Source organism: Candidatus Nitrosocaldus islandicus (assembly GCF_002906215.1).
GTDB lineage: Archaea > Thermoproteota > Nitrososphaeria > Nitrososphaerales > Nitrosocaldaceae > Nitrosocaldus > Nitrosocaldus cavascurensis.
Map to the genome: position 1 here is coordinate 1,504,335 of NZ_CP024014.1, position 24,876 is coordinate 1,529,210.

Consider the following 24,876-nt stretch of genomic DNA (forward strand, 5'->3'; position numbering starts at 1 on the left):
TCATCCTACCTCCTCCTACTCACCCACTCACCCACTCACCCATCTCTCCATCTCTATATCTACCTATCAACTACCTATCAGCCTCCACCGGCCAGTAGTTCATACTCCAGTATATACTTGGCATATCTGCAAGTTTTGCTCCCCTGAGTAGGTGTGCCATCACAGGTATCTCCCTGAAAGATGGTACGCTCAACTTCACCCTGTATGGTTTTGGATTACCATCGCTAACAAGGTAGTATGCCAACTCCCCTCTTGCTGCCTCAACACGCTTGAATACCTCTCCAACAGCGCCCTTTGGGTTTGGTCCCAACTTGGTCCTTACTGGGCCTGAGGGCATCTTCTCCAATGCCTGAAGTGCAATCTCAACACTCTCATACATCTCAAGCCATGGTACATATGCCCTAGCAAAACTATCCCCCTCCTTCATAGTTATAACATCAAAGTCAAGTTCATCGTAAACATCGTATGGCTCTACCTTACGTATATCATGCTCAACACCAGATGCTCTAAGCACTGGACCAGTTGCACCAAGGTTTATCGCATCCTCTTTACGTAATATACCAACACCAACTGTTCTAGCCTGGAATAATGGATTATCGTAGAATATATCCTTGTACTCCTTTAGCCTGTTCCTGAAGTAGAGTAGATGCTTTCTAGCCTTCTCAGGGAATGCATCTGGTAGATCATTCCTAACCCCTCCTGGAACAAAGTATGCATGTGTAACCCTTGCACCAGAGGCCATCTCAGCAAGGTCTATGAGCAGTTCCCTATCAGCCATTGGCCACATGAACATTGTAGAGTGGCCTAGGAATATGCCGTATATTGCAAGCCAGTATAGTTCGAATATGCATCTGTTGATCTCAGCCATTATAACCCTTATGTACTTTGCACGTTCAGGTACTGGTATGTTACATATCTCCTCAACAGCAAGAACGTATGGGTAGAGTATACCACATGAGTCTGCTATCATTGGCCTCTCAAGGTGGGGTATGTTCTGTATGTAGTTCCTATACTCGCACATCTTCTCCTCTCCTCTATGCACATACCCTGGGTCTGGTAATGCCTCAACTATTATATCACCATCAACCTTAACTATGAGCCTAAAGTGCCCAGACCCTGGGTGCTGGGGGCCAACGCTGAGGGTAAGTATACCTCTATCCATGCCATCCTCATCTCTTCCTTCCAACTCGAACCCAGGTATCCTCTCTTCTTCTCCTCTTCCTCTTCCCTTCCCAATCTCAATACCCATATCTCTCACCTTACTAGCAGGTTAGATCACTCCTCCCTCCCCTTTATGTGGAAGTCCTTACGTAACGGTGGTATATCTGCCCAGTCCTCTGGAAGGAGTAAGCGTTCAAGCCTTGGATGTCCATCGAATATAACTCCAAGCATCTCAAATGTCTCACGCTCATGGTACTCAACCCCTCTATACACGGGGGTTAGTGTAGGCATAACAGGATCATCCCTGTTTAGTTGTACAGCAAATGCAAGAACGAATGATCTATAATCATTGCTAGTGCATGAGCCTATATGATACACAACATCTATCATCTTGTTCTTTGGGTAATCAACACCTGAGACAGATATTGGATGGTCAAATCCTAACTCATCCCTTACAAATCTAGCAAACTCTATGATGTGATCCTTGCTCACATTGAACCTTATCCTTCTAGGCTTTACATATGCTACCTTGACATTCTCACCAAACCTTGCAATAACCTTATCTACAATCCCTTTCTCAACTATCAACTGATCAGTGCTTGCTTGACCTTGACCTTGCTGGCTCATATGCCACCATCTAGCTGTTGCTATTGCTAACTACCTGAACCTAGTCCTCTTTATCTTCTCCTGCAAGAGTATGCAGCCCTGTATCAACGTCTCTGGCCTTGGAGGACATCCTGGCACATAAACATCAACTGGTATAACACCATCTATACCTGGGAGCACGTTGTATGAGTCAAAGTATAATCCTCCAGTTATTGCACATGCGCCCATGGCTATAACATACTTGGGCTCTGGCATCTGATCATAGATCATCCTTACCCTTGGTGCCATCTTCCTTGTTACAGTGCCCTGTATAACCATAAGATCACACTGCCTCAATGAGCCAAAGGCCTCGATTATGCCGAAGCGTTCAACATCATATCTAGGGCCAGATGCTGCACCAAACTCAAGACTGCAGCATGCTGTCTCAAGGTGTACAGGCCAGAGTGACCATAACCTTCCCCAGTTTATTGCATAGCCCAATGGCTTATCAACTGCCCTTACAAGTACTTCAGATAACTTACCAACTAGAACGTTGAAGTTTGCTGGCCTCTCACCATCAACCCTCTTACTCTCAGTCTTAGGGCTTAGGAGTTCTCTTAACATACAACTTCATATACCCTATCCTAACATATTATTTATACCTTATCAATTATGATTAACAGGAGGTTAGCATTATGATAGTAGTAGCAGTTATTGATGGATGGATTGATTGATGTTGGTTGCAATAGATATGGTGAGGATAACTTCTACTCACCATATATCCCTTCTTGCAGATAGGTACATGGCATAGCCTAGTGCAGCACCTAGAATGGCAAGGAAGATTATTATTGGAAGGGTAACCGTTCTTGGTAGAGCAAACAGTGATGCACCCCAAGCATAAAGGAAGATGGTCATAACATCAAAGACAACGAACATGAGCACGTATGAGTAGTACTGCATCATGAACCTAGTCCTACCTTCTCCAGTTGGAACCTGCCCACACTCCATTGGCATGAACTTAACAGGGTTGAAGAACCTCCTCCTTGGTGCTATCATCTTTGCTACTATGAGTGCTGGCACTGATGCTACAACGCCAAATAGCAGCATCCAGAGCAGTGGCTCAAACGATGCGCTTGCGCCCAACCTCTTCCTCAGCCTCTAACTAAAGGAGGCAAGCAGTTATAAAAGGATAACTATCTGCTATTGCTCTTACTGCTACCAGATATGTTGCTATTGTATAAATAATGTTCATCCTACTTCTTACCCATATGCTTCTCATCTCAACATGGAGCAGACCATTCGTCATAGCAAGTGTAGTAATGCTCTTCATAGGCAGTAGCATAGGTTCAACATGGATGTTAACCCTCTCTGGCTATAGTGTAGGTATACCAGCAGGTGCATTCACATTACATAAGGAGTTGCAGACTGGAGCAGTCACACTGCTCATAATGGGAGTTATGTACATGCTGCTACCAAGGATAAGGAGTATAAGGTTTACCCATGTAAGGGAGGCAAAGATATCATTCATCTTGATGATCATAGCATTGATTGTACACTCTAGCAGGATTATAGCAATGGATACGGTGGATGGTACTGCTGCTATTGCTACTACTATGACTGTAACATCATACACACTCAAGATAACTGCATTAGTGCTATTCTCTATAGTGATACTATTGATGCTAAAGATTGCCCCAAGGGTAGGTAGGTTGGCAGATTACTACTTTATACTTGCATTAGCTATGCTAATCATCTACAATGTACTTCATACACTTACTATAACAGATATAGGCATAGGTATGGAGCCCCTGAACCTAATATACATATGGCTAACATCAGTAATATTAACGATATTTGGTGTACAGTACAAGGTTGTGCCAGTATTCTTCAACCAATCAACCCCCATGAGTGGTATTGATAAGGTTGCATTCATCTCTGCTCTAGCATCTTCATCCCTGCTCTTACTACACCTCTTCCTTTATGCAATGATTGCTATGATAGCATCTTCTCTAACATTTGCCTACAGCATATACATCATGCGTAGATTAACCATACCTGAGTTCCTCTACACATCTGATGATCCTCAAGCAATGGAGAAGGTAGCAAGGTTAAGGTTCTTTGCTACACTCTTGAGGGTATCTTATGTAGCACTGCTCCTAGGCCTTATATCTGCAATACTTTACGCGATAAACCCTTCCTTCAACCTTTACGATCTAGCAATACACATAGTTACTATAGGATTCATAGGCATAACAATAATGAACTTCATGCCAATAATGCTGCCTCCAATACTTGGGAGGAATGTTAACTATACAAGATTCAACATGGTCCCATTGATAGTACTATTAACTGCAATAGTATTGAGGGTTGCATGGAATATACTTCCATACATGATGCAGGTAGAGAGGGTTGTATTCGGTATATCTGGAATTGTAACTGTTGCAGCAATGCTGCTTTACATAAATATGCTCCATGCATCTATGGACCCTCCTTACATCTCCATGCCCAGATGAGTTGTGTAGTATACTGGTTAATATGTAGCAGTAGCAACGTATTCACTTTTACTTTACTTGACTGTTACAGACTTTGCTATGTTCCTTGGATAATCTGGATTACAATCCCTCTTCAGTGCCATATGGTATGCTAGCAACTGAAGTGGTATAACCTCATACAAGGGGTATAGTAGTCTATCTACTCTAGGTATTTCAAGTGTAAAATCATACATATTACATCTAGAGTCAGATACACCTATTATGCATGCACCCCTAGCCTTTGCCTCATGAATAGATGCTAGTACATCACTATAAGTATCATCCATTGGGTTCAGTGCTATAACTATGCTCTTCCCATCTATCAATGCTAGAGGACCATGCTTCAACTCTCCAGCATGTATACCTTCAGCATGCACATATGCAAGTTCCTTGAGCTTCAATGCACCCTCAAGAGCTATGACATGATGTATGCCCTTTGCTATTATGTAGATGCTGTTTACATTCTTTATACTCTCTGCAAGATCGCTTATGTATGCCTCCATCCCTAATATCTTATCTACATAGATATTGGAACTACCTATATCTAGCGTTAGAGGGTTCATACCATTGCTCCTTGAAGCCTCGATGCTCATCCTGTACAGAAGTGCCATCTGTGCTGTGAAGCTCTTTGTTGCAGCAACTCCTATCTCTGGACCAGCATTTATACTCAGATAGATATCGCTCTCCCTTGCAAGGGTAGATAATGGAGCATTCACTATCGATGCTATCCTGAAGTTCTTGCCTCTTGCTATCCTAACAGCATTAAGCACATCTGCAGTCTCTCCACTCTGTGATATTGCAATGAGGAGAGGCTTACCAGCATTATTTGCATAGGTATCGATGCTGTATATGAACTCACTTGCAACTATAGCATCACAGGCTAGCATGCACAACTTGGAGAAGAGATGCTTTGCAATCAATGCTGCATGGTAACTGCTACCAGAGCCAGTAACTATTATCCTATCAGCATTAATTAGAACGTTAATGAGTTCACGTAATCTATCATCACTAGCATTGAATGCCTTGCCTATAGTATACCTCTGCTCATGTATCTCTTTCAGTGTATAGTGTGCAAATCTGCCCTTATCAACATCAGCAAACTCCCATGCTATCTGTGTGATCTCTTTATTAGTTACATTACCATTCCTATCGAATATCTTAACCATAACCCTCTGCTTAGATGCATCAGCATACCTAACAAGGAATGCTTCGCCATCAGCAAGGAAGACAGCCTTATCTGTATACTCTATGAATGCTAGAACATCGCTTGCTATGAAGCACTCATCAGCATATAATATGCTATCATCACCACCATCATCACCATCATCCTTACTTGGATTGGTTAACCCTATTATGAGTGGCTCATGGTACCTTGCTCCTACAAGCATACCATTACTTACCAATGCTACAAATGAGTATGAGCCATTCAATAGATTTAACACATTAACCAATTTGCCTAGCATCTCTTCTTCATCAGATTGAGGTTCTGTAAAAGCATCTTCTAGTAGGTGTGCTATAACCTCGCTATCTGTATCGCTTCTAAATACATGCCCTTCAGAGGCAAGTGCATACTTTAGAGCAGCATAATTCTCTACTATACCATTATGCACTACTGCTATCCTCCCATCACAAGATACATGAGGATGAGCATTGATATCGCTAACTACTCCATGCGTAGCCCATCTTGTATGCCCAATCCCAACCCTACCATGCATCCTATCAAGGTTAAGTCTAGAGTTAACATAACCAACATTGCCAACACCCTTCTTAACCATGATGGTTGAGTTGTTATGTGCAGTTGCTATACCAACACTATCATAGCCTCTATACTCCATCCTAGATAACGCTTTAACTATTAGAGGAGCAGCATCTCTGTAACCCTTGTATGCAATTATGGAGCACACAGTATACAATCCTTATGCTGGTATTTCAATATTTAGAGGATAGAATGGTGGTAGTGCATAATTATCTCTGCGTATCTATGTGTATACCTTGCCTATCTGCCTCCTCATCATCCTTATGAGCCTCATCTGAGAGCGCTTAACTACTAGAGAGAGTACACCTATACTCATTCCCTGTATTGCTACTAGAAGTAGTGCTACACCTACAAGGAACCAGTTGCTTGAGAACTTCCCAGTGTACATAACCTCAAGTAATGAGTTGAAGAATATTATGCCAGTAGGTATAAGCAAGAGGCTAACCAATAGTGAGTAGAATGCACCAGGGTTATGCACCTTTGCAAGGTTGAATATACTGCTAATTATCCTGAACCCATGCTTCCATGTTGAGAGCTTCTGCCTCCCAATCCTTGCTCTATAGTTTATTGGAACCTCTGTTATGCTTCCTATGCTTGCTATCTGTGCAGCAATCTCAGCCTCAACATCGAAGCCAGATGTGTTAAGATCGATCTCCCTCATCGTATCTGTCTTGAGCATGTACATGCCAGAGCATACATCTGAGAGGTTTGTATTCATGAGTAGGTTGAATGCCTTTGTTATCACAGCGTTACCAAACCTGTGTAACCTGCTCATACTAGCATCATCAACAGGTATCCTTGCACCTATTATCTCATCATAGTTGTCCATATGCTGGATGAAGCGCTCTATGCTCGATGCATCGTAGGTGTAATCTCCATCCATGACAAGCATGTATGGAGTATTAACATGCTCAACAGCAGCCTTGAGTGCTCCAGTCTTACCATGCCCATGCTGGTAGATGACCCTTGCACCTAGACTCTTTGCAACATCAACTGTTCTATCGCTAGAGTAGCCATCAACAACAAGGATGTTGGTTATGCCTAGAGAGTGCAACTCCTCTATAACCTTGGCTATACCCTGCTCCTCATTGAGCGTTGGTATAACTACTGTTATCAACTTGTTCACATCCATAGCCTTTAACCTATCCTTTAACCCCTCCTTGACCTCTACACCCATCATCTCTAATCACCTTTATCAGAATACTTCTTGCTTAATATACTAGCATTCGCCCTACCAGTATTTAAGCTTTCATAGAACTTTAGGTACTCAAGCCCCTTCTCAGTTGTTACGTATATATATCTGCCTCTCTTGCCAGCAGTATTATCCTCATACACTCTAATAAAGCCAGATTCAATGGCGTAATTTATATAGTACTTCACCTGTGCAAAGTTTAAAGCATTACTATACATTATCTTGGTCTTGGTTGTACCGTTTATGGCTGATACAAGTACACTTGCCAATATCTCTTCTCTGCTCCTCCTCCTTGAATTCTCTAGCATTGTATCGCTCTTATTGCTCTTGTCATCATTCTTCTTCATACCTATTATTACTCTTCATAAGTAGGATATAAACACAGTTGTAATATAAGATATGTAATAGATGTTATGTAACAACAGTTACATAATTGAGTACACTTCTTAATGTATCCTTGCTATAAGTGCATACATACCCTGCAGTATAGATATGGATAAGAGTATAGAGAATGATACATGCAATATCATTGCTACAAACATCATATCGTTACTACCTCTAATCATGTTCTTTGCACTTATATTGCTACCAATTATATGATCAAGGAAGAGCAGACCATTTGCGGTGAAGAGATAGAGCATGGAGCCTAGAAGAGGTAGTATAACAACTAAACCAAGTATGTTACACCTATTCCTTGTAATAATAAACCTATCATACTTTATGGTTAAGAGTAATGCTAAGCCCAGACCAATGGACTCCATAGCCATATTTAGAGGTGAGAGTGCGCTGTAACCCATGCCTATCTCATACCTCCATGGCCATATCAGATTTGTACTTGCAACTATAACATCTCCAAGCATTATATGCTGTACAACTGCCATGAAATATGGTATGCTCCTCTTCCTATATGCTATGAAGAATGGTATGAATACAATACCCCAGAATAGCATGCTATGGGTTACAGATCTATGCTTTATGTACTCCTGAAGTAGGATATCAGCATCTGGCACCATTCCAAGCAACATCACTAGATAAGGGTTGATCTTAACGTTGAGCACTGATGCTAATGATCTTGATATAACGTATGCCCATGCTGCATGTCCTACAAGTAACACTTCTAAACTTGTATGAACAAGCTAAAAACCTTTATCCATGTATCTGCACTCTGATGTATGGCAAAGAGGTTCAACCCTGAGAGGTTTGCTAGATGCACAGCAAAGTCCTACAGCAGGAAGGAGGCAAAGGCTAAGAGGGTTAAGATCAGGAGAAGGAAGCGTTAACATTATTGGTTGCAATCAATAACAGTAGTAAGAACAATAGCAGTAGCAAGAGTAGTAACAAGCGTAATAGCAAGAGTAGCAGTAATGGTAGTAACAATAGTATAGTAAGCAATGTATTAGTTTGTTGCCTTGCCTACTTTGAGAACTCTTGCATTATGCTGCTAATATAGCATATGCCATCCATCACATTCCTTATACTTGTAAACTCATTAGGCGCATGTATGTTTGCATGTGCTGGTGAGCATCCAGTCCATACAGAGTTCATCTTGAGCAGTTTGGTGAATACATAATCTGGTCCAGATGCCCATGAGTTAGGGAATATAGATGGTTCTCTATTGTATACACTGCTAGCAGCACTTGCTACTGCTCTAACTATCCTTGAGTTTGGATCTGTCTTTGAGGGTTCAAGGGAGCCTAGCATAGTTAACTCAACATCTATGAAGCCCATCTTACTTAGATGATCCTGCAGCCTCTTGAAGAGCTCATCTGGCCTCTGATCATAAACAAGCCTAAAGTCAACCTTTGCCATTGCTTCGCTTGGAAGTACCGTCTTTGATCCTGAGGATACATAGCCAGAGTATATACCTGCTATGTTACAAGTTGGTTCAAATAGCAACTTCTTTAATGCAGCCTTGCCCTTAACCTTGCCTATGAACTCCCTCACGCCATAATCCTTCTTGATGCTCTCAAGATCGTACTCTAGCCTATCGAGTAAGACAAGATCATCCTTGCTTGGTACTCTAACATCATCGTACCAACCATCAACCATTATCCTACCATCCTTCTTCACACTATTCAAAGCCTTTATGAGGGTCCATGCAGCGTTAGGTGCTATTGGGGCAAGGGATGAGTGCATATCTACTGATGCTGTTCTTGTCCTAAACTCAACGTAGAGCAAACCTTTGAGGCCAGCGTATATGTTTGGGGTGCCAGATGGGTTCAATGAGCCATCAAAGCATACACATGCATCAGCCTTGAGCATATCTGCATGCTCCTTCACAAAGGCTGGTAGATGCACAGATGATATCTCTTCCTCGCCCTCTATGAGTACCTTAACGTTCAGAGGAAGTGTACCATTAAGATCAAACATAGCCTTGATAGCCTTAACCACTGCTATAACATTCCCCTTTGAGTCTGCTGCGCCCCTCCCATGCACCTTATCATCCGTAACTATGCCAGAGAATGGGTTGTAGCGCCATGCATCCAAAGGCTCTGCTGGCTGCACATCATAATGCCCGTAGAAGAGCAGCGTCTTCTTATCACTCCCAACATTAACTTCACCATAGACTATTGGATTACCCTCCTTTGGTCTTATTATCCTGCTCTCTAGCCCAGCATCACGCATTATCCCATTCAACACTCCAGCACACTCATCTATACCTATCCCTTGGGCAGATACGCTTGGATGCTTTATTAGGCTCCTTAGATCACTAACTATATCATCTCTATTCTCCTTAACGTACTCCCTTAACTTGTCTATCACTAGCATGTTATATGATGCAATGAAGTTAACTTAATACTTTGCCCTTATCATTTGGAGATATATTCTATTATTAAAATTTATATATGAATAATATATTACTATGATCAGCCTCTCCTAACTATTAATAATTTAATACACACCTATATATAAATCAAAATTTATATAATTCTGTATGCTATAATGGATGATATGGGCATGGCATTACTTCAGGTAGCGTTGGATGTTGTAAGGGTTGAGGATGCAATAAGCATAGCAATAATGGCTAGGGAGAATGGTGCTGATATCATAGAGGCTGGCACACTGCTCATAAAGAGTGCTGGCATCTCATCTGTAAAGAGTATAAAGGAGGTATGCAAGGATCTACCCGTTGTTGCTGACATGAAGGTACTTGATAATGGAGCAGAGGAGGTTGAGATGGCAGCAAGGAATAATGCTGATATAGTTACTGTATCTGCCCTAGCACATGATAAGACCATACTGGATGCTGTTATAACAGCAAGGAACCATGGTGTAAAGATAATGGTTGATTTTCTTCATGTAAAGGACCCATTGGATAGAGGCATGGATCTATGCGAGTTGGGTGTAGATTACATATGCATACACAGGGGTATAGATGCTGTGAGGGCAGGGGCAATGCGCATGGATGAGATGATCAAGGTTGTGAAGGCATTGAGTGGCTCATGTAATGTTCCTATAGCCGTTGCTGGAGGCATAGATGATTCAAACATATGTGAGTTGATAAGGGCAGGGGCTAAGATCATAGTTATGGGCTCATACATAACAAAGTCTGCAGATGTTGGAAGAACGGTGAAGTGGGTTAGGAGGTTCATAGATAGCGCAGTAGTATGACGCTACGAGTTGTACAGTTATGCTTATGTTATGCAACATGCATTTACACAGTACTTGCTCTAAACTCATTCAGTAATCTGCTTATATCTGCATATGGGTTACCATTACCATCATCTATCCTCTGGAGTGCTGGTGGGTTACTCATATAATCAGGTATCCTGCTACCTATCCTCTCCTCATACACTGGTATATGCTCGTTCTGGTAGAATATGCCTACAGGTATCCTATCCCCCCACTCTCTAGACTTGATTATTGCTTGCATAATCTTAGCATTAAGTTCATCCTCATCATCTAAGCTATGTACAACAGGATCATACCCTTGCTCCTCCAACTTGTATATCCTTGGCATTGCTCTTCCACTTGCTGGATCAACCCTGTCAAGGCCTGAGAACCACTCCTTTGTGTATATATCGTTGTATGTTGGGCATGGTTGGAGTACATCAACCAATGCTAGACCCTTATGCCTTATAGCCTTCACTATTATATCCTTAAGATGCTTTACATCATAGGCATATGCTCTAGCAATGAATGTGTACCCTGCTGCTAGAGCCATCATCACAGGGTTTATGCCTTGGTTTATGTTTGGTTTAGGAAGGGATTTGGTCTTCATACCAAGCTTTAATGTTGGCGATGCCTGCCCCTTAGTAAGCCCATAAACAGCGTTGTTGAATACTATGTATGTTAGATCTACATTCCTCCTCCCAGCATTAACAAAGTGCCCTGCCCCTATGCCATAACCATCTCCATCTCCTCCAACCGCTATAACCTCTAGCGATGGGTTTGCTAACTTTGCACCTATTGCAAATGGTAGCACTCTACCATGGAGTGTATGTATGCCATACACATTAACATAGTGAGGAGTCTTGCCAGAGCATCCTATGCCAGAGAATATCACTGCTCTATGCCTCTCAATCTGTAGATCAGCAAGTGCCATCTGTATTGAGTTGAGGATAGCAAAGTCTCCACAGCCAGGGCACCAGTCGTTATGCACATCTGTCTTGTAATCTGCCAACTTGAATTGTCTAGACACCATGCCTCAAAACCACCCTCTTACCCTTTATGCTTCCCTTGATTATACCCTTCAGTGCTTCATAAACCTCGCTAGATGACATTGGTCTACCATTGTACTTCACAACATAGTAATCAGGATCACGCTGTATATTAGCCCTCAACAACCTTGCTAGTTGGGCAGAGTAGTTCATCTCAACATCTATTAGCAGCCTTGTACCCTCAAGCAGGGATGATACCCTTGCTGATGGGAATGGGTTGAGTAGTCTTACCTGCACAAAGTTCATATCAATACCATCATTTGCCTTGAGCATATCAATAGCATCCAGTATAGCGCCTTTGGTTGAGCCCCAGCTTATAACTGTTGCATCAGATCTATAGCCATGCATAACTACCTGCTCATCCTCACTAACCTCTTTAAGCACAAGGTCTAGTTTGCTCATACGCTTATCCATCATCATTACCCTTAGATCTGGCTCCTCTGTTATATGCCCTCTCTCATCATGCTCATCTCCAGTATTCCAGAATATAGCGTTAGGAGTACCTAGCCTTACCCTTGGTGATACACCATCATCAGTTAACTTGAACCTCAAGTAACTACCATCTATTGGTGTAGTAACGTTAACAGTAGCAGCAGTAGCAGCATCAACACTATCAACCAGCAATCCTCTATCTATCTTCACTAGAGTAGGGTTGAACTCCTTGCATACAATGATGCTATTCGCTATAGCCTTATCAACTATATGTATCACTGGCATCTGATAGCGCTCTGCATAATTGAAGGCTCTTATTGCATCGTAGAACGCCTCCTCGACATCCCCAGATGCTATGACTATCCTAGGAAACTCACCATGCCCAGCATGTATTGCAAATAACAGATCTCCTTGCTCATGCCTAGTAGGCAGCCCAGTGCTTGGTCCTGCCCTCTGGTAGAGCGTTACTACAACTGGGACCTCGTTCATCCCAGCCCAACCAAGAGCCTCAGCCATTAGCGAGAACCCTGGACCAGATGTGCTTGTTGAGGATCTTGCACCTGATAGCCCTGCACCTATTGCCATTGATATAGCTGCTATCTCATCCTCAGTCTGCACAACTACAACTGAGCCTTTACCATCAAGCACCTCATTAGCCTCGAGGAACTCAGACTCATCCGATGCTGGGGTTATAGGGTAATAGGTCTGGAATCTGCAGCCAGCAACCATCTTCCCTAGAGCAACTGCTTGGTTACCTTGCATGAGTAGCATATTATGCATAGGCTCCCTTGCTGAGAGCCTATACCTCATGCTACCATCCTCATTAACATACTTGGCCTTTGTGTAGTTGTATGTGTAGAGTGCAGCATCAACGTTGAGATCTGCAATGCTCTTCTTTGCCTTGAATACATGCCTTATAGCATTTGCAAGTATCTGCTGATCATACTCAAGTAGTGCAAGGGATGATGCCAACATCATTATATTTATCATCCTTGTGAGCTTGCCAAGTGATGGTTCATTCCTCTTACTTGCTATATCTTGAAGGAGGTCATGGCATGGTATAGCATACAACCTTGCCCCTTGCATCTCAAGGAGTTTAAGCATGCCCCTTGCTGTACCCTCAAGCGAGTTGCTAGAGAGTAGAGATGCAAGCTCATCCCTTCTCCTCCTATCTAGTGTTTGTACATCATCTATCTTGGTATCTGCTATGGATGTATCGTAGACTACTACACCATCGCTTACAACATTCTTTGCATGCCTGAACAGGGTCTCAGCATCAAACACAACAAGCATATCTATATCGTCTACATGAGCCCTTACAGGCTCCTCACTTACATATATGCTGAAGTAACTATGCTCCCCCTTTATATTTGAGTGGTACTCCCTCTTGCCGAATATGTAGAGCCCTCCAAGTGCACATGCTTTAGCAAAGATGTTCGCTGCAGTATCTACACCACTCCCTTGTGGCCCTCCAGTCACCCAACTTAACCTATTGACCACTTTCATGCCTTATCTATACTGATCCTCTCTTTTATCCTATTCGTTACAATATATTTGAAAATTAGTGTATAATATATATGCATAATAAATAACACAACAATGCTAACCTCCTCCAGTTGTAGCATCAAATAGGCAACAACTGCAGCCTTCCCTCTCTCCACAGTAAGGGCATACACATGAGCATGCCTCTATAACATTCCCACATATATCGCAGAAGATGTTCTCTACCTCGTCACCATTACTATTATTATCATCACCAGCAACATCTACATCAGCAACGGTATCATCATTCATGGTAGTAGTAAGTACTACTTTCTTTTAAATATGTTTAACTGCGTATATTAAGAACCACATCTCTACTCCTTCTTCCTCTCAAAGGATTCTGTAATTAATTGAGAAGTTATGCTTATTGATTAGAGGTAGTTGCATGATGTTGCTACGCTCTTGAGTTCTGTGAACCTTACAGAGCCTTCAGGTATCTCACCATGCTTCTGCTTCAACTCAACCAACCTCTCTACAAGGGCTACATGCTCTCTACATACAAGGCCTATCATGTACTCCCCTCTAGAACCATCAAGTATGGAGATTATGTATGATGGTGCATTCATGCATGCCTTTAACCCTGTCCTTATACAGCACTTATCTGGGATCATATCATGCATATGCAACCTTATCCTCTTTTTATCTTTATCTAGTCAAGATTATTATTACTCAGACCTTCATCAGTTTATATGAAGAAGGATAGAATATTCAATGGTATAAGGAGGTATAGTAGTAGTGGTGGTAGTATTCAGGATATACTGCTAGAGCATATGAATATTGTAGTAGAGATACTTAACAACTTCAAGAGTATGATAGATTCAATCCTTACGCTTGATATAAGGAAGGGACAAGAGTATGTTGAGTTGATCGATGCTCTAGAGACTAGAGCTGATGATGTACATAGGGAGAATGTTATCAAGATATGCAAGGGTTCGTTCTTTGGTTACATGCGTGAGGATATTCTAGCACTCATGGAACGTGTTGATGATATAGCAGATAGTGCAAAGGAGGCATCTAGAACGTTGATGATTAGGAGAGTTCCAGATGATTCACTGCTCAAGTTCCTCAATGCTAACACTCTAGCATACATAAACGGGAGTATAGAGACTGTTATGTACCTTCTAGACCTTATAGATTCATTGCATGAGAAGAGAGATATCATACTAGAGAAGGTAAAGAAGGTAGAGCAGGGTGAGGAGAGGGTTGATGCAATAAAGAACATAGTGCTGCATGAGCTATACTCCAGCAACGCTTATGACATACTCACCATAATACAACTCAAGGAGTTCATACAGCTTATAGATAGGATTGCAGATAGTGCAGAGGATGCAAGTGATGTTATAATACTTATGCTAGCCAAAGGGTATGCATAGCATAATAACAGTAACATCAACCATCTATCCATTAGATACCATCCTACTACTCTACATAGCATTACTCTTTGGCATCAATAATGCTGGTATAGCAGTGGCAAATATGTTAGCCTCTGGCTTCAACTATAGGATCAGTGTGAGCATCTCAGCCCTAGGATTCATAGCTGGAGCACTACTTGAGGGTTGGAAGATGGGTAGCGTTATAACGTTAGAGGATTACACAACTACATCAGTAGTAACAGCCATACTGCTATCCATATTCTCATTCCTACACATACCTGTGAGCATGGTAAATATAATATTTGCAAGTTACATTGGGAGCACTATAGAGGCTACACCTATAACTACTCATACAGCATCTGTAATAGCATGGTGGATAATAACACCGTTCATAGCACTACTAACTACCATATCGATATACCATATCATAGTAAGGTTCACAACTAGATTAAGCCTTGTTAACCTACTCAGATTCTACTCTCTCATGCTTCCAGTTGTAACCTTCTATGCATCATACACCATAGGGGCAAACAATCTAGGGCTGCTCTACTCCATGAGCAATAGGTACATCACTGTTGATGATACTACTACTCCTACTCCTGCTAATGGTATATACATGATGCTTGCTATACTGTTAGTGTTTGTTATTGGTATGATTAAGGGTAGAAGCATAACAAGATTCTTAAGCGAGGAGATAGTTGGCTACACTCCCGCTACCATAGTTAGTGGTATATCATCATCTTCAATCATACTATGGTTATCTACACAGATGCAGATACCTCTACCATTCTCCCAGATGCTCATAAGCTCGCTCATAGGTATAAACATGATAAGGAAGCCACATGTATACAATAAGCGTTCATTGCTCTTACTTGTATCCTCTTGGCTAGGGTCAACGTTGCTAAGCTTCCTCATAACTTTTGCTATTACTAATTACATAAATTAAGAGTAGATAAAACATGCCACTCTATAACTAAAAATTTGGTTGATTTGCTATTGTTTGTACAATCTCTTCTTACTTCCATCCACCATCTTAATCATAATCATCATATCATTAATGGATTGATTTTTTACTATGGGATCAACGCTTTCTGGCAACTATTGTATGAGTCTTTGTAACATACCACCTTATCTTATCCTTGAATCCTGGCCACCAGTCAAGGAACTTATCTGCATCATCGCTCTCAAATATTAGAAATCCATTGTACTCAGTACCCCAAGCATGGATGTACTCACCAATCAACCTTATACCATCTGGGATGCTCTTCTTCAACTCACCCCATTCTTTACTTGCCTTGGATGCCTCCTCATCACTCATACTCTTGAACTGGTAGAGTACTAGGAATGCTGTAGTCATGCATGAATATTGATGAAGATGCTATTAAACATTACTTTGCTTCTTCACATCCTAATTTGTTGTGTCAACCATTATGCACTTACGTATACTATCCACATCTGTTACGCCTCTCATATCTATCATGGTGCTTATCTGGGCTCTAAACTCATCTACCTCATCCTTGCTTAATGTAAGTACTGCATCCTTGCCCATAGAACCTATTATCCTTCCCTCATCATCAATACCATTAAGCCATAAAGCAAGAAGTGACTGTCCTGCAAGATGCCCCTTAGAGTCCTTGCCAGCAAGTACTATGCACCTTATCCTCTTATCTGCTACAACATATCTTACAAGTGCATCTATACCTTTATTCTCGGATAACAGTCTTCCAGCAACTGCAATGCTATTCATTAGATCCGATCTAGATACCTCAAGTAGTAGATCTATACTTGCTAGGGTGCATAATGCTATGCTAGAACTTGTACTACCTATGAAGATATCATACTTTATTGGGAGTATAAACTTGCATACCTTCCCAGCAAGATCTCCAATTAACCCTCTAACCATCATGCTAGTTATCTACTTGCTAGTTAAATACATTAACGAGTTATAAGCCCCATGATACCTTCTTGATTATATTCACCTTTATGAATGGGGCTTCACCTTCATCCCAAGGCTCCCTCCTAACCCATTCAAACCTATCATAGAACAACTTGTAGATCTCCTTGAACTCCTGCCCATGCTCTATTATCTCTGCTACACCCTCAACCATGACAGCCTTGTTTGGTTTATAAACATCTATGACTAATGCTACATTCTTATTCCTTGATATATTCCTGAACTTCCTTGTGTTGTAGTCTGTTGCTATGTAGAAGCTGTTGTTCAGGAAGATGTAGCATACTGGTACCACATGGGGTCTATCGTTGAAGCACGTTGCTAGCCTGCATACCTCATGCTTATTTATAAACTCGATCTCCTTCTTTGAGAATTTAACATGCATACATCAACACCATAACATAGCAATATAATAAATATATAATAAGCAAAGGACGCCGGGGGTGGGATTTGAACCCACGAGCCATTGCTGGCACAGGCTATTTGTAAACATACTACTTGCTCACCCTAACTACTCCAGGCATAGGCTTGGTTGCTACCTACTGCTATCCTATCGCTACATCTGCTATCCAAACTGCCCCCTACCAGACTAGGGTACCCCGGCACCTTCATAGCATACCTGTGCAATCTTCCTCTGCACATAAATAAATATGATTCCTTATATGCTGGTGGGATTGTCAAGATAATAGCGTATAATTCTAGATGCTAACTTGACGAGCTGTATGCTGGTAAGCAAACGGTTTTAATAACCAATCATGGTAAGTACAACTATGAGTACAAGGTGGAGTTGTGCTATATGCTCAAGGCAGATAGCATGGAGCGAGTTGTTCACATTCTACTCAAAGGGTGCTGTGCACTTCACCTGCTTCAAGGAGACTACAATAAGCAAGGATAAGAGTGATGAAGTAAAAGTACTGCTTGATGCTCTTGAGCATGAACTGAAGATGATAGTTGCATACAAGGGCTATATTACAATGGTTAAGAACGATGATGCCAAGAGGCTGCTAGAGGAGAATGAGAAGGATGCTGAGAAGCATGCTGCACTATTAACAAAGCTTATAGATAGGCATGTGATGCAGGGTTAACCTTGAATCCTGTCTAGTAATTCTTTCTTCATTGAATTCATACAACTTCACTTCTACTACTACTGTTACTGCTACTGCTGCTCTTACTCTTCCAAGCCTTGGGGTATGTGTTTGGCTTCATAATAACACGTTTGAGTGTGAATGCTATACCCTTATCAGCCTCAGCAATCTCATGTGCAGACATCATAGCCTCTGCAAGTGCAACAAGTTCTCCCTTCAAGGTGTATATACCAACAAGATCACCCTTCTGCAGATCCTTGGATACCTTCAGAACCCCTGGCACTGCCAACTGTGCACCATGGCATATAGAGTCTACAGCACTATCCCTTACCACTACAGCCTTCACATGCATTAAAGCATACTCTATAGGCTTTATGATACTCCTTAACTTCTCCTCCTCACCCTTCTCCCTCCATAGCATGTATGCGTCGTAGAGGTCATGGAGCCTAACCATATCATCCTCATCTAGCATGCTAACCCTTGTCCTCCTCAACTCTACCATGCTTGCACCAGAGCCTAGTACCTCTCCTATATCGTATATCAACTTCCTAACATATGTTCCTGCTTGGCATAGCACCCTGAGCAGGAGTAACCTACCATGCTCCTCAAGCACCTCCAACTCATATATCCTCCTTACCCTAACCTCCCTCTTCACAGATGACCTCTGAGGGGGCCTCTGGTATATATCGCCTATGAACATGCTTACTACATCATGGAGCATCTTGCTAGGCACTACTGCATGTAGTCTTGCTATGGCATAGTACTCCTTGGGTCCAAGGAGCAGTACAGTTAGTGCCTTGGTTGCCTCTCCAAGCCCTATAGGAAGTAGGCCAGTAGTTGGAGGGTCAAGTGTACCACTATGCCCTGCACTCTCTACTGCAAGGATCCTCTTAACCCATGCAACCACCTCATGGCTTGTTGGTCCTGCTGGCTTGTCAAGTGCTATTAGACCATAGTCTAGCAGTACATCTATAGGCCTAGAGAATGGATGATAGCCATAATGCTCATCTGTAACATCATCATCTATGCTAAGCAGATCGTTGAGTTGAGGCAACTTGCTATTGCATATCATATGCCTTTACCCATATACTTGATTAGATGCTCTACTATATTGCATACTATATCTATAACGCTCTCTGCCTTGAGATGGTCAGTGTTTATAACAAAGTCAAACACATCTATATCCTTGCATAGATCTATATTGTAAAGTTTCTTGTAAAGGCTCTTGTTCCTCTCATCCCTTATAGTTACTATCCTTAGAGCCTCCTCATATGGTATGGAATCTCTAGCAGCCATCCTCTCTGCCCTCTTCTCCCTAGAGCCCTTGAGGAGTATCTTTATTGCTTCACCATCTATGAGCCATGGTAGTGTGTAACTTGTAACCACAACACCCCCTCTCTTAACCAATGCGATGAGGTAATCATCAACATGCTTATCGAACTCTGGATTAAATTCCCTCTCCTCAAGGAACATTATACCATGCTCCTTATCCCACCAATCGCTTCCAGAGTGCATGTAACCCCTTGCTATTGCCAACTCCTTCAGTATATCCCCTCCAGAGTAGTATAGTAGGTTGAACCTATCTGCTATTGCCCTTGCTACTGTGGTCTTGCCTACAGCAGGTAGGCCAGATACCACTATGGATAGCCTCTCCCCCATACCTTGAACTGGTGTTTGAGCCATATCTAATTTACTCTTCTTACTTAACTGCTTGCATACTTTGCTACTTACCTACTTACCTACCTATCTATCTATCTCTTACTTCCTACTAATTAGTTAGTTGATGCTCATCTCGGTCCTGGTTATCTTCATCACTATGCCAGAGAATGCTATGGATGCTATTGCATACCATGCCCAGAGCAGTACCTCATTCTCTGCTATACATGATGGTACCCTCTCCTGAACCTTGTTCTCTAGGTTTGCATTAAGTATGCTGTATGCTGTAAGTATCCTATCTCTAGCAGTTACATACTGCCCTGCATCAACCAACTCCCTAGCCTCCTTTGCAAGTGAGGTTACCTGATCCCTTATCACAGGGTTCTGTATAGCCTCTGCATGCTTGCTTATCTCCTCAGTTATGCTGTTAACATCCTTGACTATCATACCTTTTGTGCATGTTATTGGTAGTAGATCTCCAACTATGTTGAGTGAGATTGGAGATATGGCAACTGTATGCCCAAATACTTGAGGGAGTATAGCCCACCATATTATGAGCATGGGTATCATGAAGACCATCATTGGCCTGAAGTTCATCTGCATAACCTCCATGTTAAGTCTATTGATGTACTCCTGCTTATCCCTCAACTTCTCTATCCTGTCCTTATCCTGCTTCCTTATAGCATCCATGTACTCCCTCCTCCAATCATTCACCTCCTTCATCATCCTCCTCAACTTCTGCATATCTGTCATCTTGAGCCTGAGTAGTGCATAGAAGAACTGTAATGCTATTGCTATTATACTTACTAGTATTGAAGCACTCAGCATATTAGTTATGTATGGATGGGCAGATGCTTGAGGTGCAAACTGTAATGGTAGTATGGATGGTAATGATGATAATGATAATGATAATGGAGATGATAATGGATGCAGTAGCAGTGGTAGAAGAAGATATGCAGATATTGCATCTATTAGCCCAACCATGTTATCATCTAGCCCTCCTATCAGTAAGTAGGTTTGCCAACTCATGTGATGCCTCATCAACCCTGCCTTCTCTGTTCATGACTATTGCGAATGGTGCCCCAGTTAGTATTGAGCATGATGCAAGCATTATCCTTGCTATCTCCAACTCATGTGCTATCTCAGCCTCATCAACAAGGTCCCTCTGCCTTGTCTTATCGTTCATCCTCCTATTGAGTATCTCCCTAGGCTCTGCAGCAACCAGTATGAGGTTAGTTGGCTTGAGTAGGTTAAGAAGGTGCAGTGGTAATCCAGGATAGTAACCCTCCTTGGTGCTTATGAAGAGATGCGTATCTATTATTATCACATCATCCTTCATATTTGCTATCTTCACTGCAGCATTCTCCTGTAACCTTCGTTGCTCCTCAACGCTTAACCTACGCATCTCATCTCTATGCTTTACGCCCATCTTCATGGCCTCTTCAAACATCACTGTACCAAACACAACAAGTCTAGCATTTAAACCCTGAGTATTAAGCATCTCCACAGCCCTAGTTATCACTGTTGTCTTCCCAACTCCTGGTATACCTACCACTATTGCACGCTTGTTATTTATTATGCTACTTCCTTCCAAGGAGCGCACTCAACCTTGGCATGTAAACATCAATCTGCTCCCTCAGCAACAGGTTGTAGTAGTTGATCAGTATATCTACCATAAGCAGTAGCCCTGTACCAGTACCGAATGCACCTAGAACATCACTACCCCCAGCAAGGAAGCCTAGGAAGAGCGAGCTCATGAGCGTTACTGATGGTATGTAACGCTTCAACAGCATCTCTATAGATGACTCTACTCTCCTGAACCCTGGGACTTGGACATCTGCATCTATGAGGCTGCTTGCTGCTGCCTTTGGTGATAACCCTCCTAACTCTATCCATAATCTACCGAATAGCACAACTATACCTGTAAGTATTAGAACGTAAGCAATGGCATGCAATGGCTCAGACATTGCAGTCTCTATACCCCTTGTTGGGATGAGAAACTTTACTATGCCTCCTATTGGGGTTGTAGGATTATTTGGATCAAACATTGCTATCCAGTTGAACTCTTCTCTACTGTTCAATGGGTTGTAGTTTGCCCAGAAGAGTTGGGCCATGAATACAAGGTTAGCGATAAGTGCAGATGCAAGTATTACTGGAACGTTTGATACATACATGAACTTTATAGGGTATGAGGCTGTGAACCCTCTAAACCTGCTAGAGACTATTGGTATCTCAATCTTCATACCTTGCGTGAAGAGTAGGAGTGCTATTATCGCTATAGTTACAACTAGTCCTATGATGTTTGGTAACTGTCCAAACCTGAATAATGCATGCATGATATCAAAGTTACCACTAGAAGCCATCTGTATGAGCATGGGGAATACACCAAATGGTAAGCCGTCTTGTGCAGTTACAGGGCTGAACATGTGCCAGAGCACACTTTGTGCTACCCCAGCCATTATGAAGAGGCTTATCCCACTTCCTAGACCCCAGCCCTTCTGCACCATCTCATCAAGGAACATAACTATAAGACTTGCACCTATCAATTGCCCTATTATTATCATGGTAACATCCTGAGGCATCTTGTACACCATGGAGCCATATATTGCTCCCTCAACTATTATCACTATTATTGTAACAAGTTTCGTTGCTGAGGTGAAGAGTGCTCTATCCTCAGGGTTCTTGAAGTCTAGCTTGAATATCTCTGCACCTTTGAGTAGCTGCATCAGCAATCCAGCAGTGACTATAGGTCCTATACCAAGTTCTATCAACGTACCTTGTTGTGATGCAAATATAACCCTGAATGCAGCGAATGGATCGAATGGGCTTGTTGGTGCACCATAGAGAGGGATCTGCCCCATGACAAGGTAGACTAGGAGTGCTAATCCACTCCATACGAACTTCTGGGTAAGGGTTAACTTCTTCTTTGGTTTTGGTATCTGGGGCAGATATACTGCAGCCTTGTCAACTATGCTCCTAAAGCTTATACCAGCAGGTTTCAGCATAGGATGATCTCACCACCAGCGCTTATAACCTTGTTCCTTGCTGATTCTGTACATGCCTTGACAATAACACTGTAAGCACCCTTAACATTACCAGAGCCAAGTAACTTATCATAACCTAATGAGTTTAGATCTATAACCTTCTTCCCATTATTATCATCACCATCAACCTTACCATACTTGAGGAAGAGATCATCTAGGCTACCAACATTCACCCAGTGCTCTATGCTTTTACTGGTTGGGTTATGGAACCCATGCTTACCGAAGTACTTACCTTCCATGAGCACGGCTTGCGTCCACTTGTGCTTATGCAACCCAACCTTCCTATAACCCTTCTTCCCTGTATCCCTATGCTGACCTATCTGCCCCCATCCATGGGTTCTTGAGCCTCTCAACCTCCTAACCTTTCTACGCCTCGTTGCCACACATTACCAGATGAGGAGGCGTTAATTAAGCCTTGCTGAACCTCTATAAGAGGTAATAATGGGGATGGTGATGCTACAGTTGATGAATGATCAGCCAGAGAGAAGGTGCTTATACAGGATGGAGGTTCACTTGCATATGAGCATGGTGTATATAAAGCGTTGGCTAAAAGTAATAATATAGAGTTTGTTGTTGTAGATACCAGCATAGTAGCAGTTAATGTAGTATAATGGATGATACTGTCTATGATCTTATTGATATCTACTGGCACTTTATTCCCTTACTCTATACGCTTCTCTCTCCTTCGTTAATTTATTCATCCCTTAATTCATTCACTGGCTAGTGCCATTATTGTATCTATCATTAACCAGAATAATTTATCTACCATAATGTAAGATAAGTATTGTTAGATCATCCTACTTGCAAGTTCTAGCAACTCCCTATTCTCTCCTAATATACCACCATCACTGTACATATGCTTGCTACTCTTCTTGAAACCTCCTTTAGGAGGGGCTAGTGCAAACCAAGGCCTAACATTAAGTCTTGATAGTATGACCTTATCACTTGCAAGAGCATCTGCAAGCTCATCTATACTTGAGAACCCAAGTTTGTTTATATCTTCATACCTTCCTCTCTTCTCCAGCAACTGCTTTACAAACCCAGCATCAACCTTGCACCATGCTACATGATCCTTGACCTTCCTAAGCATTCCTAGGTAAGGCTCTTGCTCAGGCACTATGGTTGCGTTGAACCTTCTCTTAAGGTTTAGGAGTGCTAGCGTATGCCTTGCCCAGTATGGTACATTTATTGTACCTCTCAGCCTTATAACAAGGTAAGCCATATCTATGCTTCCCCTCCCTCCCATCTCAACCTATGCTGTACGTATTCCTCAACGCATTGTATACTGCTAAGGCTGTAGAGGACATGGTACTTGTGGAGCCAAATGTCCTTGTCCATGCATCCCTTATCCCTGCTAGTCTAAGCATCATCGTTATATTTGCTCCTGCTACAAGCCCAAGACCTCTAGGTCCAGGGATGATCTCTATCTTGACGCTCCCTCCCTTGCCCACTACCTTGAATGGTACTGAGTGCTGCACATTGCATCTACACTCCCAACTCCCACATCCAAGTTTTACTGGGATGATGTTAAGCATTGCATCCCTAGTTGCCTTGTCTATTGCAAGCCTCATCTGTGCTGCCTTTCCCCTTCCTATACCAAACCACCCATGCTCATCACCACATGCAACTATTGCACTGAACCTTGTTAGTTCTCCAGCATCTGTCTGCTTCTGCACAACACCAACATGCACAACCTCGCTCTTCAGATCTGGAAGTAGCATCTTCACTATCTCTGGCTCCCTAACTCTATAACCCTGCTCGAAGACCTGCTCCAGAGTAGTTATCTGCTTGTTTACTACATAGACACCTACCTTTGTTCTAGGTACCCAACCCTCTAAATCCTTGCCCTCCCCTCCTCTCCCAACTCCTTCTCTACCCGTATGTCTGCTATCTGAATGCATACCCAT

Annotated in this window: 30 protein-coding genes and 1 tRNA gene; 6 read left to right on the top strand and 25 right to left on the bottom strand. The window is 42.2% G+C overall.

Annotated elements, in window-relative coordinates; translation table 11 throughout:
• Nucleotides 1–70: 70 nt before the first annotated feature.
• From CRG89_RS07935 to CRG89_RS07950, 4 genes are all read right to left on the bottom strand, one after another.
• Nucleotides 71–1,162 carry an NADH-quinone oxidoreductase subunit D-related protein gene (locus tag CRG89_RS07935; RefSeq protein ID WP_103287996.1) on the bottom strand — a complete coding sequence of 364 codons (1,092 nt, stop codon included), beginning with the start codon at nucleotides 1,160–1,162 and terminating at the stop codon, nucleotides 71–73.
• A 113-nt stretch (nucleotides 1,163–1,275) separates the two neighbouring features.
• On the bottom strand, nucleotides 1,276–1,788 hold the full coding sequence (locus tag CRG89_RS07940; RefSeq protein WP_103287718.1) for an NADH-quinone oxidoreductase subunit C: 513 nt from the start codon (nucleotides 1,786–1,788) through the stop codon (nucleotides 1,276–1,278).
• A 30-nt stretch (nucleotides 1,789–1,818) separates the two neighbouring features.
• Nucleotides 1,819–2,370, bottom strand: coding sequence for an NADH-quinone oxidoreductase subunit B (locus CRG89_RS07945; RefSeq protein WP_103287719.1), 552 nt, complete (start codon nucleotides 2,368–2,370; stop codon nucleotides 1,819–1,821).
• A 147-nt stretch (nucleotides 2,371–2,517) separates the two neighbouring features.
• Nucleotides 2,518–2,853, bottom strand: coding sequence for an NADH-quinone oxidoreductase subunit A (locus tag CRG89_RS07950; RefSeq protein WP_103287997.1), 336 nt, complete (start codon nucleotides 2,851–2,853; stop codon nucleotides 2,518–2,520).
• Between the two features lie 161 nt (nucleotides 2,854–3,014).
• On the opposite strand from CRG89_RS07950, the gene CRG89_RS07955 reads away from it, so the two are divergent.
• A complete protein-coding gene (locus tag CRG89_RS07955) occupies nucleotides 3,015–4,259 on the top strand; it encodes a hypothetical protein (protein WP_148695107.1) in 1,245 nt (414 codons plus the stop codon).
• 53 nt (nucleotides 4,260–4,312) lie between these two features.
• Here the strand turns inward: CRG89_RS07955 and glmS are convergent, their stop codons facing one another.
• The 5 genes from glmS to CRG89_RS07980 all read right to left on the bottom strand — a co-directional run bounded on the left by glmS (nucleotide 4,313) and on the right by CRG89_RS07980 (nucleotide 9,994).
• Entirely contained in the window at nucleotides 4,313–6,181 is a 1,869-nt protein-coding gene (gene glmS / locus CRG89_RS07960) for a glutamine--fructose-6-phosphate transaminase (isomerizing) (RefSeq protein ID WP_103287721.1), read from the bottom strand.
• A 75-nt stretch (nucleotides 6,182–6,256) separates the two neighbouring features.
• Nucleotides 6,257–7,213, bottom strand: a complete 957-nt coding sequence (locus CRG89_RS07965) for a glycosyltransferase family 2 protein (protein WP_103287722.1) — start codon at nucleotides 7,211–7,213, stop codon at nucleotides 6,257–6,259.
• 2 nt (nucleotides 7,214–7,215) lie between these two features.
• Nucleotides 7,216–7,572, bottom strand: coding sequence for an Sso10a family chromatin protein (gene sso10a, locus CRG89_RS07970; protein ID WP_103287723.1), 357 nt, complete (start codon nucleotides 7,570–7,572; stop codon nucleotides 7,216–7,218).
• Between the two features lie 99 nt (nucleotides 7,573–7,671).
• Entirely contained in the window at nucleotides 7,672–8,340 is a 669-nt protein-coding gene (locus CRG89_RS07975) for a metal-dependent hydrolase (protein WP_103287724.1), read from the bottom strand.
• Between the two features lie 298 nt (nucleotides 8,341–8,638).
• On the bottom strand, nucleotides 8,639–9,994 hold the full coding sequence (locus CRG89_RS07980) for a M20/M25/M40 family metallo-hydrolase (protein WP_103287725.1): 1,356 nt from the start codon (nucleotides 9,992–9,994) through the stop codon (nucleotides 8,639–8,641).
• A 183-nt stretch (nucleotides 9,995–10,177) separates the two neighbouring features.
• Here CRG89_RS07980 and CRG89_RS07985 point away from each other — a divergent pair, with 183 nt between their 5' ends.
• Nucleotides 10,178–10,837: an orotidine 5'-phosphate decarboxylase / HUMPS family protein gene (locus CRG89_RS07985; protein WP_158648793.1), complete on the top strand. Its 660-nt coding sequence runs from the start codon at nucleotides 10,178–10,180 to the stop codon at nucleotides 10,835–10,837.
• Nucleotides 10,838–10,880: 43 nt separating this feature from the next.
• On the opposite strand, the gene CRG89_RS07990 is transcribed toward CRG89_RS07985, so the two are convergent.
• The 4 genes from CRG89_RS07990 to CRG89_RS08005 all read right to left on the bottom strand — a co-directional run bounded on the left by CRG89_RS07990 (nucleotide 10,881) and on the right by CRG89_RS08005 (nucleotide 14,480).
• Nucleotides 10,881–11,870: a 2-oxoacid:ferredoxin oxidoreductase subunit beta gene (locus CRG89_RS07990; RefSeq protein ID WP_103287727.1), complete on the bottom strand. Its 990-nt coding sequence runs from the start codon at nucleotides 11,868–11,870 to the stop codon at nucleotides 10,881–10,883.
• Nucleotides 11,860–13,824: a 2-oxoacid:ferredoxin oxidoreductase subunit alpha gene (locus CRG89_RS07995; RefSeq protein ID WP_103287728.1), complete on the bottom strand. Its 1,965-nt coding sequence runs from the start codon at nucleotides 13,822–13,824 to the stop codon at nucleotides 11,860–11,862. The genes CRG89_RS07990 and CRG89_RS07995 overlap by 11 nt, the downstream gene beginning before the upstream one ends.
• 96 nt (nucleotides 13,825–13,920) lie before the next feature.
• Nucleotides 13,921–14,112, bottom strand: coding sequence for a hypothetical protein (locus CRG89_RS08000; RefSeq protein ID WP_103287729.1), 192 nt, complete (start codon nucleotides 14,110–14,112; stop codon nucleotides 13,921–13,923).
• A 119-nt stretch (nucleotides 14,113–14,231) separates the two neighbouring features.
• Nucleotides 14,232–14,480, bottom strand: a complete 249-nt coding sequence (locus CRG89_RS08005) for a hypothetical protein (protein WP_103287730.1) — start codon at nucleotides 14,478–14,480, stop codon at nucleotides 14,232–14,234.
• 69 nt (nucleotides 14,481–14,549) lie between these two features.
• Here CRG89_RS08005 and CRG89_RS08010 point away from each other — a divergent pair, with 69 nt between their 5' ends.
• Complete coding sequence (locus tag CRG89_RS08010) at nucleotides 14,550–15,233, top strand: DUF47 domain-containing protein (protein ID WP_103287731.1); 684 nt, start codon at nucleotides 14,550–14,552, stop codon at nucleotides 15,231–15,233.
• Complete coding sequence (locus CRG89_RS08015) at nucleotides 15,226–16,179, top strand: inorganic phosphate transporter (protein ID WP_103287732.1); 954 nt, start codon at nucleotides 15,226–15,228, stop codon at nucleotides 16,177–16,179. The genes CRG89_RS08010 and CRG89_RS08015 overlap by 8 nt, the downstream gene beginning before the upstream one ends.
• Nucleotides 16,180–16,314: 135 nt before the next feature.
• On the opposite strand, the gene CRG89_RS08020 is transcribed toward CRG89_RS08015, so the two are convergent.
• The 4 genes from CRG89_RS08020 to CRG89_RS08875 form a co-directional block, all read right to left on the bottom strand.
• Nucleotides 16,315–16,590 (bottom strand): DUF3303 domain-containing protein, encoded by a 276-nt coding sequence (locus CRG89_RS08020; protein WP_103287733.1) that lies wholly within the window; start codon nucleotides 16,588–16,590, stop codon nucleotides 16,315–16,317.
• 51 nt (nucleotides 16,591–16,641) lie between these two features.
• The gene (locus tag CRG89_RS08025) at nucleotides 16,642–17,139 is read right to left on the bottom strand and encodes a tetrahydromethanopterin S-methyltransferase subunit A (RefSeq protein ID WP_103287734.1); all 498 of its coding nucleotides are present in this window, start codon (nucleotides 17,137–17,139) and stop codon (nucleotides 16,642–16,644) included.
• A gap of 37 nt (nucleotides 17,140–17,176) precedes the next feature.
• Nucleotides 17,177–17,569 carry a pyridoxamine 5'-phosphate oxidase family protein gene (locus CRG89_RS08030; RefSeq protein ID WP_103287735.1) on the bottom strand — a complete coding sequence of 131 codons (393 nt, stop codon included), beginning with the start codon at nucleotides 17,567–17,569 and terminating at the stop codon, nucleotides 17,177–17,179.
• A gap of 50 nt (nucleotides 17,570–17,619) precedes the next feature.
• A tRNA-Ser gene (locus CRG89_RS08875) sits at nucleotides 17,620–17,788 on the bottom strand.
• A 151-nt stretch (nucleotides 17,789–17,939) separates the two neighbouring features.
• On the opposite strand from CRG89_RS08875, the gene CRG89_RS08035 reads away from it, so the two are divergent.
• Nucleotides 17,940–18,269 carry a DUF2175 family protein gene (locus CRG89_RS08035; protein WP_197706664.1) on the top strand — a complete coding sequence of 110 codons (330 nt, stop codon included), beginning with the start codon at nucleotides 17,940–17,942 and terminating at the stop codon, nucleotides 18,267–18,269.
• A gap of 37 nt (nucleotides 18,270–18,306) precedes the next feature.
• On the opposite strand, the gene CRG89_RS08040 is transcribed toward CRG89_RS08035, so the two are convergent.
• From CRG89_RS08040 to CRG89_RS08065, 6 genes are all read right to left on the bottom strand, one after another.
• A complete protein-coding gene (locus CRG89_RS08040) occupies nucleotides 18,307–19,341 on the bottom strand; it encodes an RNA-guided pseudouridylation complex pseudouridine synthase subunit Cbf5 (RefSeq protein WP_103287736.1) in 1,035 nt (344 codons plus the stop codon).
• Nucleotides 19,338–19,928, bottom strand: coding sequence for a (d)CMP kinase (cmk, locus tag CRG89_RS08045; protein WP_103287737.1), 591 nt, complete (start codon nucleotides 19,926–19,928; stop codon nucleotides 19,338–19,340). The genes CRG89_RS08040 and cmk overlap by 4 nt, the downstream gene beginning before the upstream one ends.
• A 117-nt stretch (nucleotides 19,929–20,045) precedes the next feature.
• Entirely contained in the window at nucleotides 20,046–20,954 is a 909-nt protein-coding gene (locus CRG89_RS08050; RefSeq protein ID WP_158648794.1) for an EMC3/TMCO1 family protein, read from the bottom strand.
• A complete protein-coding gene (locus tag CRG89_RS08055) occupies nucleotides 20,914–21,519 on the bottom strand; it encodes an adenylate kinase (RefSeq protein WP_197706662.1) in 606 nt (201 codons plus the stop codon). Before CRG89_RS08055 ends, CRG89_RS08050 begins: the two co-directional genes overlap by 41 nt.
• On the bottom strand, nucleotides 21,506–22,930 hold the full coding sequence (gene secY, locus CRG89_RS08060) for a preprotein translocase subunit SecY (RefSeq protein ID WP_103287739.1): 1,425 nt from the start codon (nucleotides 22,928–22,930) through the stop codon (nucleotides 21,506–21,508). The genes CRG89_RS08055 and secY overlap by 14 nt, the downstream gene beginning before the upstream one ends.
• A complete protein-coding gene (locus tag CRG89_RS08065) occupies nucleotides 22,924–23,352 on the bottom strand; it encodes an uL15m family ribosomal protein (protein ID WP_103287740.1) in 429 nt (142 codons plus the stop codon). The genes secY and CRG89_RS08065 overlap by 7 nt, the downstream gene beginning before the upstream one ends.
• 105 nt (nucleotides 23,353–23,457) lie before the next feature.
• Between CRG89_RS08065 and CRG89_RS09130 the strand changes: the two genes are divergently transcribed.
• Entirely contained in the window at nucleotides 23,458–23,580 is a 123-nt protein-coding gene (locus tag CRG89_RS09130; protein ID WP_269459687.1) for a hypothetical protein, read from the top strand.
• A 176-nt stretch (nucleotides 23,581–23,756) separates the two neighbouring features.
• On the opposite strand, the gene CRG89_RS08070 is transcribed toward CRG89_RS09130, so the two are convergent.
• Together CRG89_RS08070 and CRG89_RS08075 are read right to left on the bottom strand one after the other, a co-directional pair.
• Complete coding sequence (locus CRG89_RS08070) at nucleotides 23,757–24,215, bottom strand: 50S ribosomal protein L30 (RefSeq protein WP_197706661.1); 459 nt, start codon at nucleotides 24,213–24,215, stop codon at nucleotides 23,757–23,759.
• A gap of 1 nt (nucleotide 24,216) precedes the next feature.
• The gene (locus CRG89_RS08075; RefSeq protein WP_197706660.1) at nucleotides 24,217–24,876 is read right to left on the bottom strand and encodes a 30S ribosomal protein S5; all 660 of its coding nucleotides are present in this window, start codon (nucleotides 24,874–24,876) and stop codon (nucleotides 24,217–24,219) included.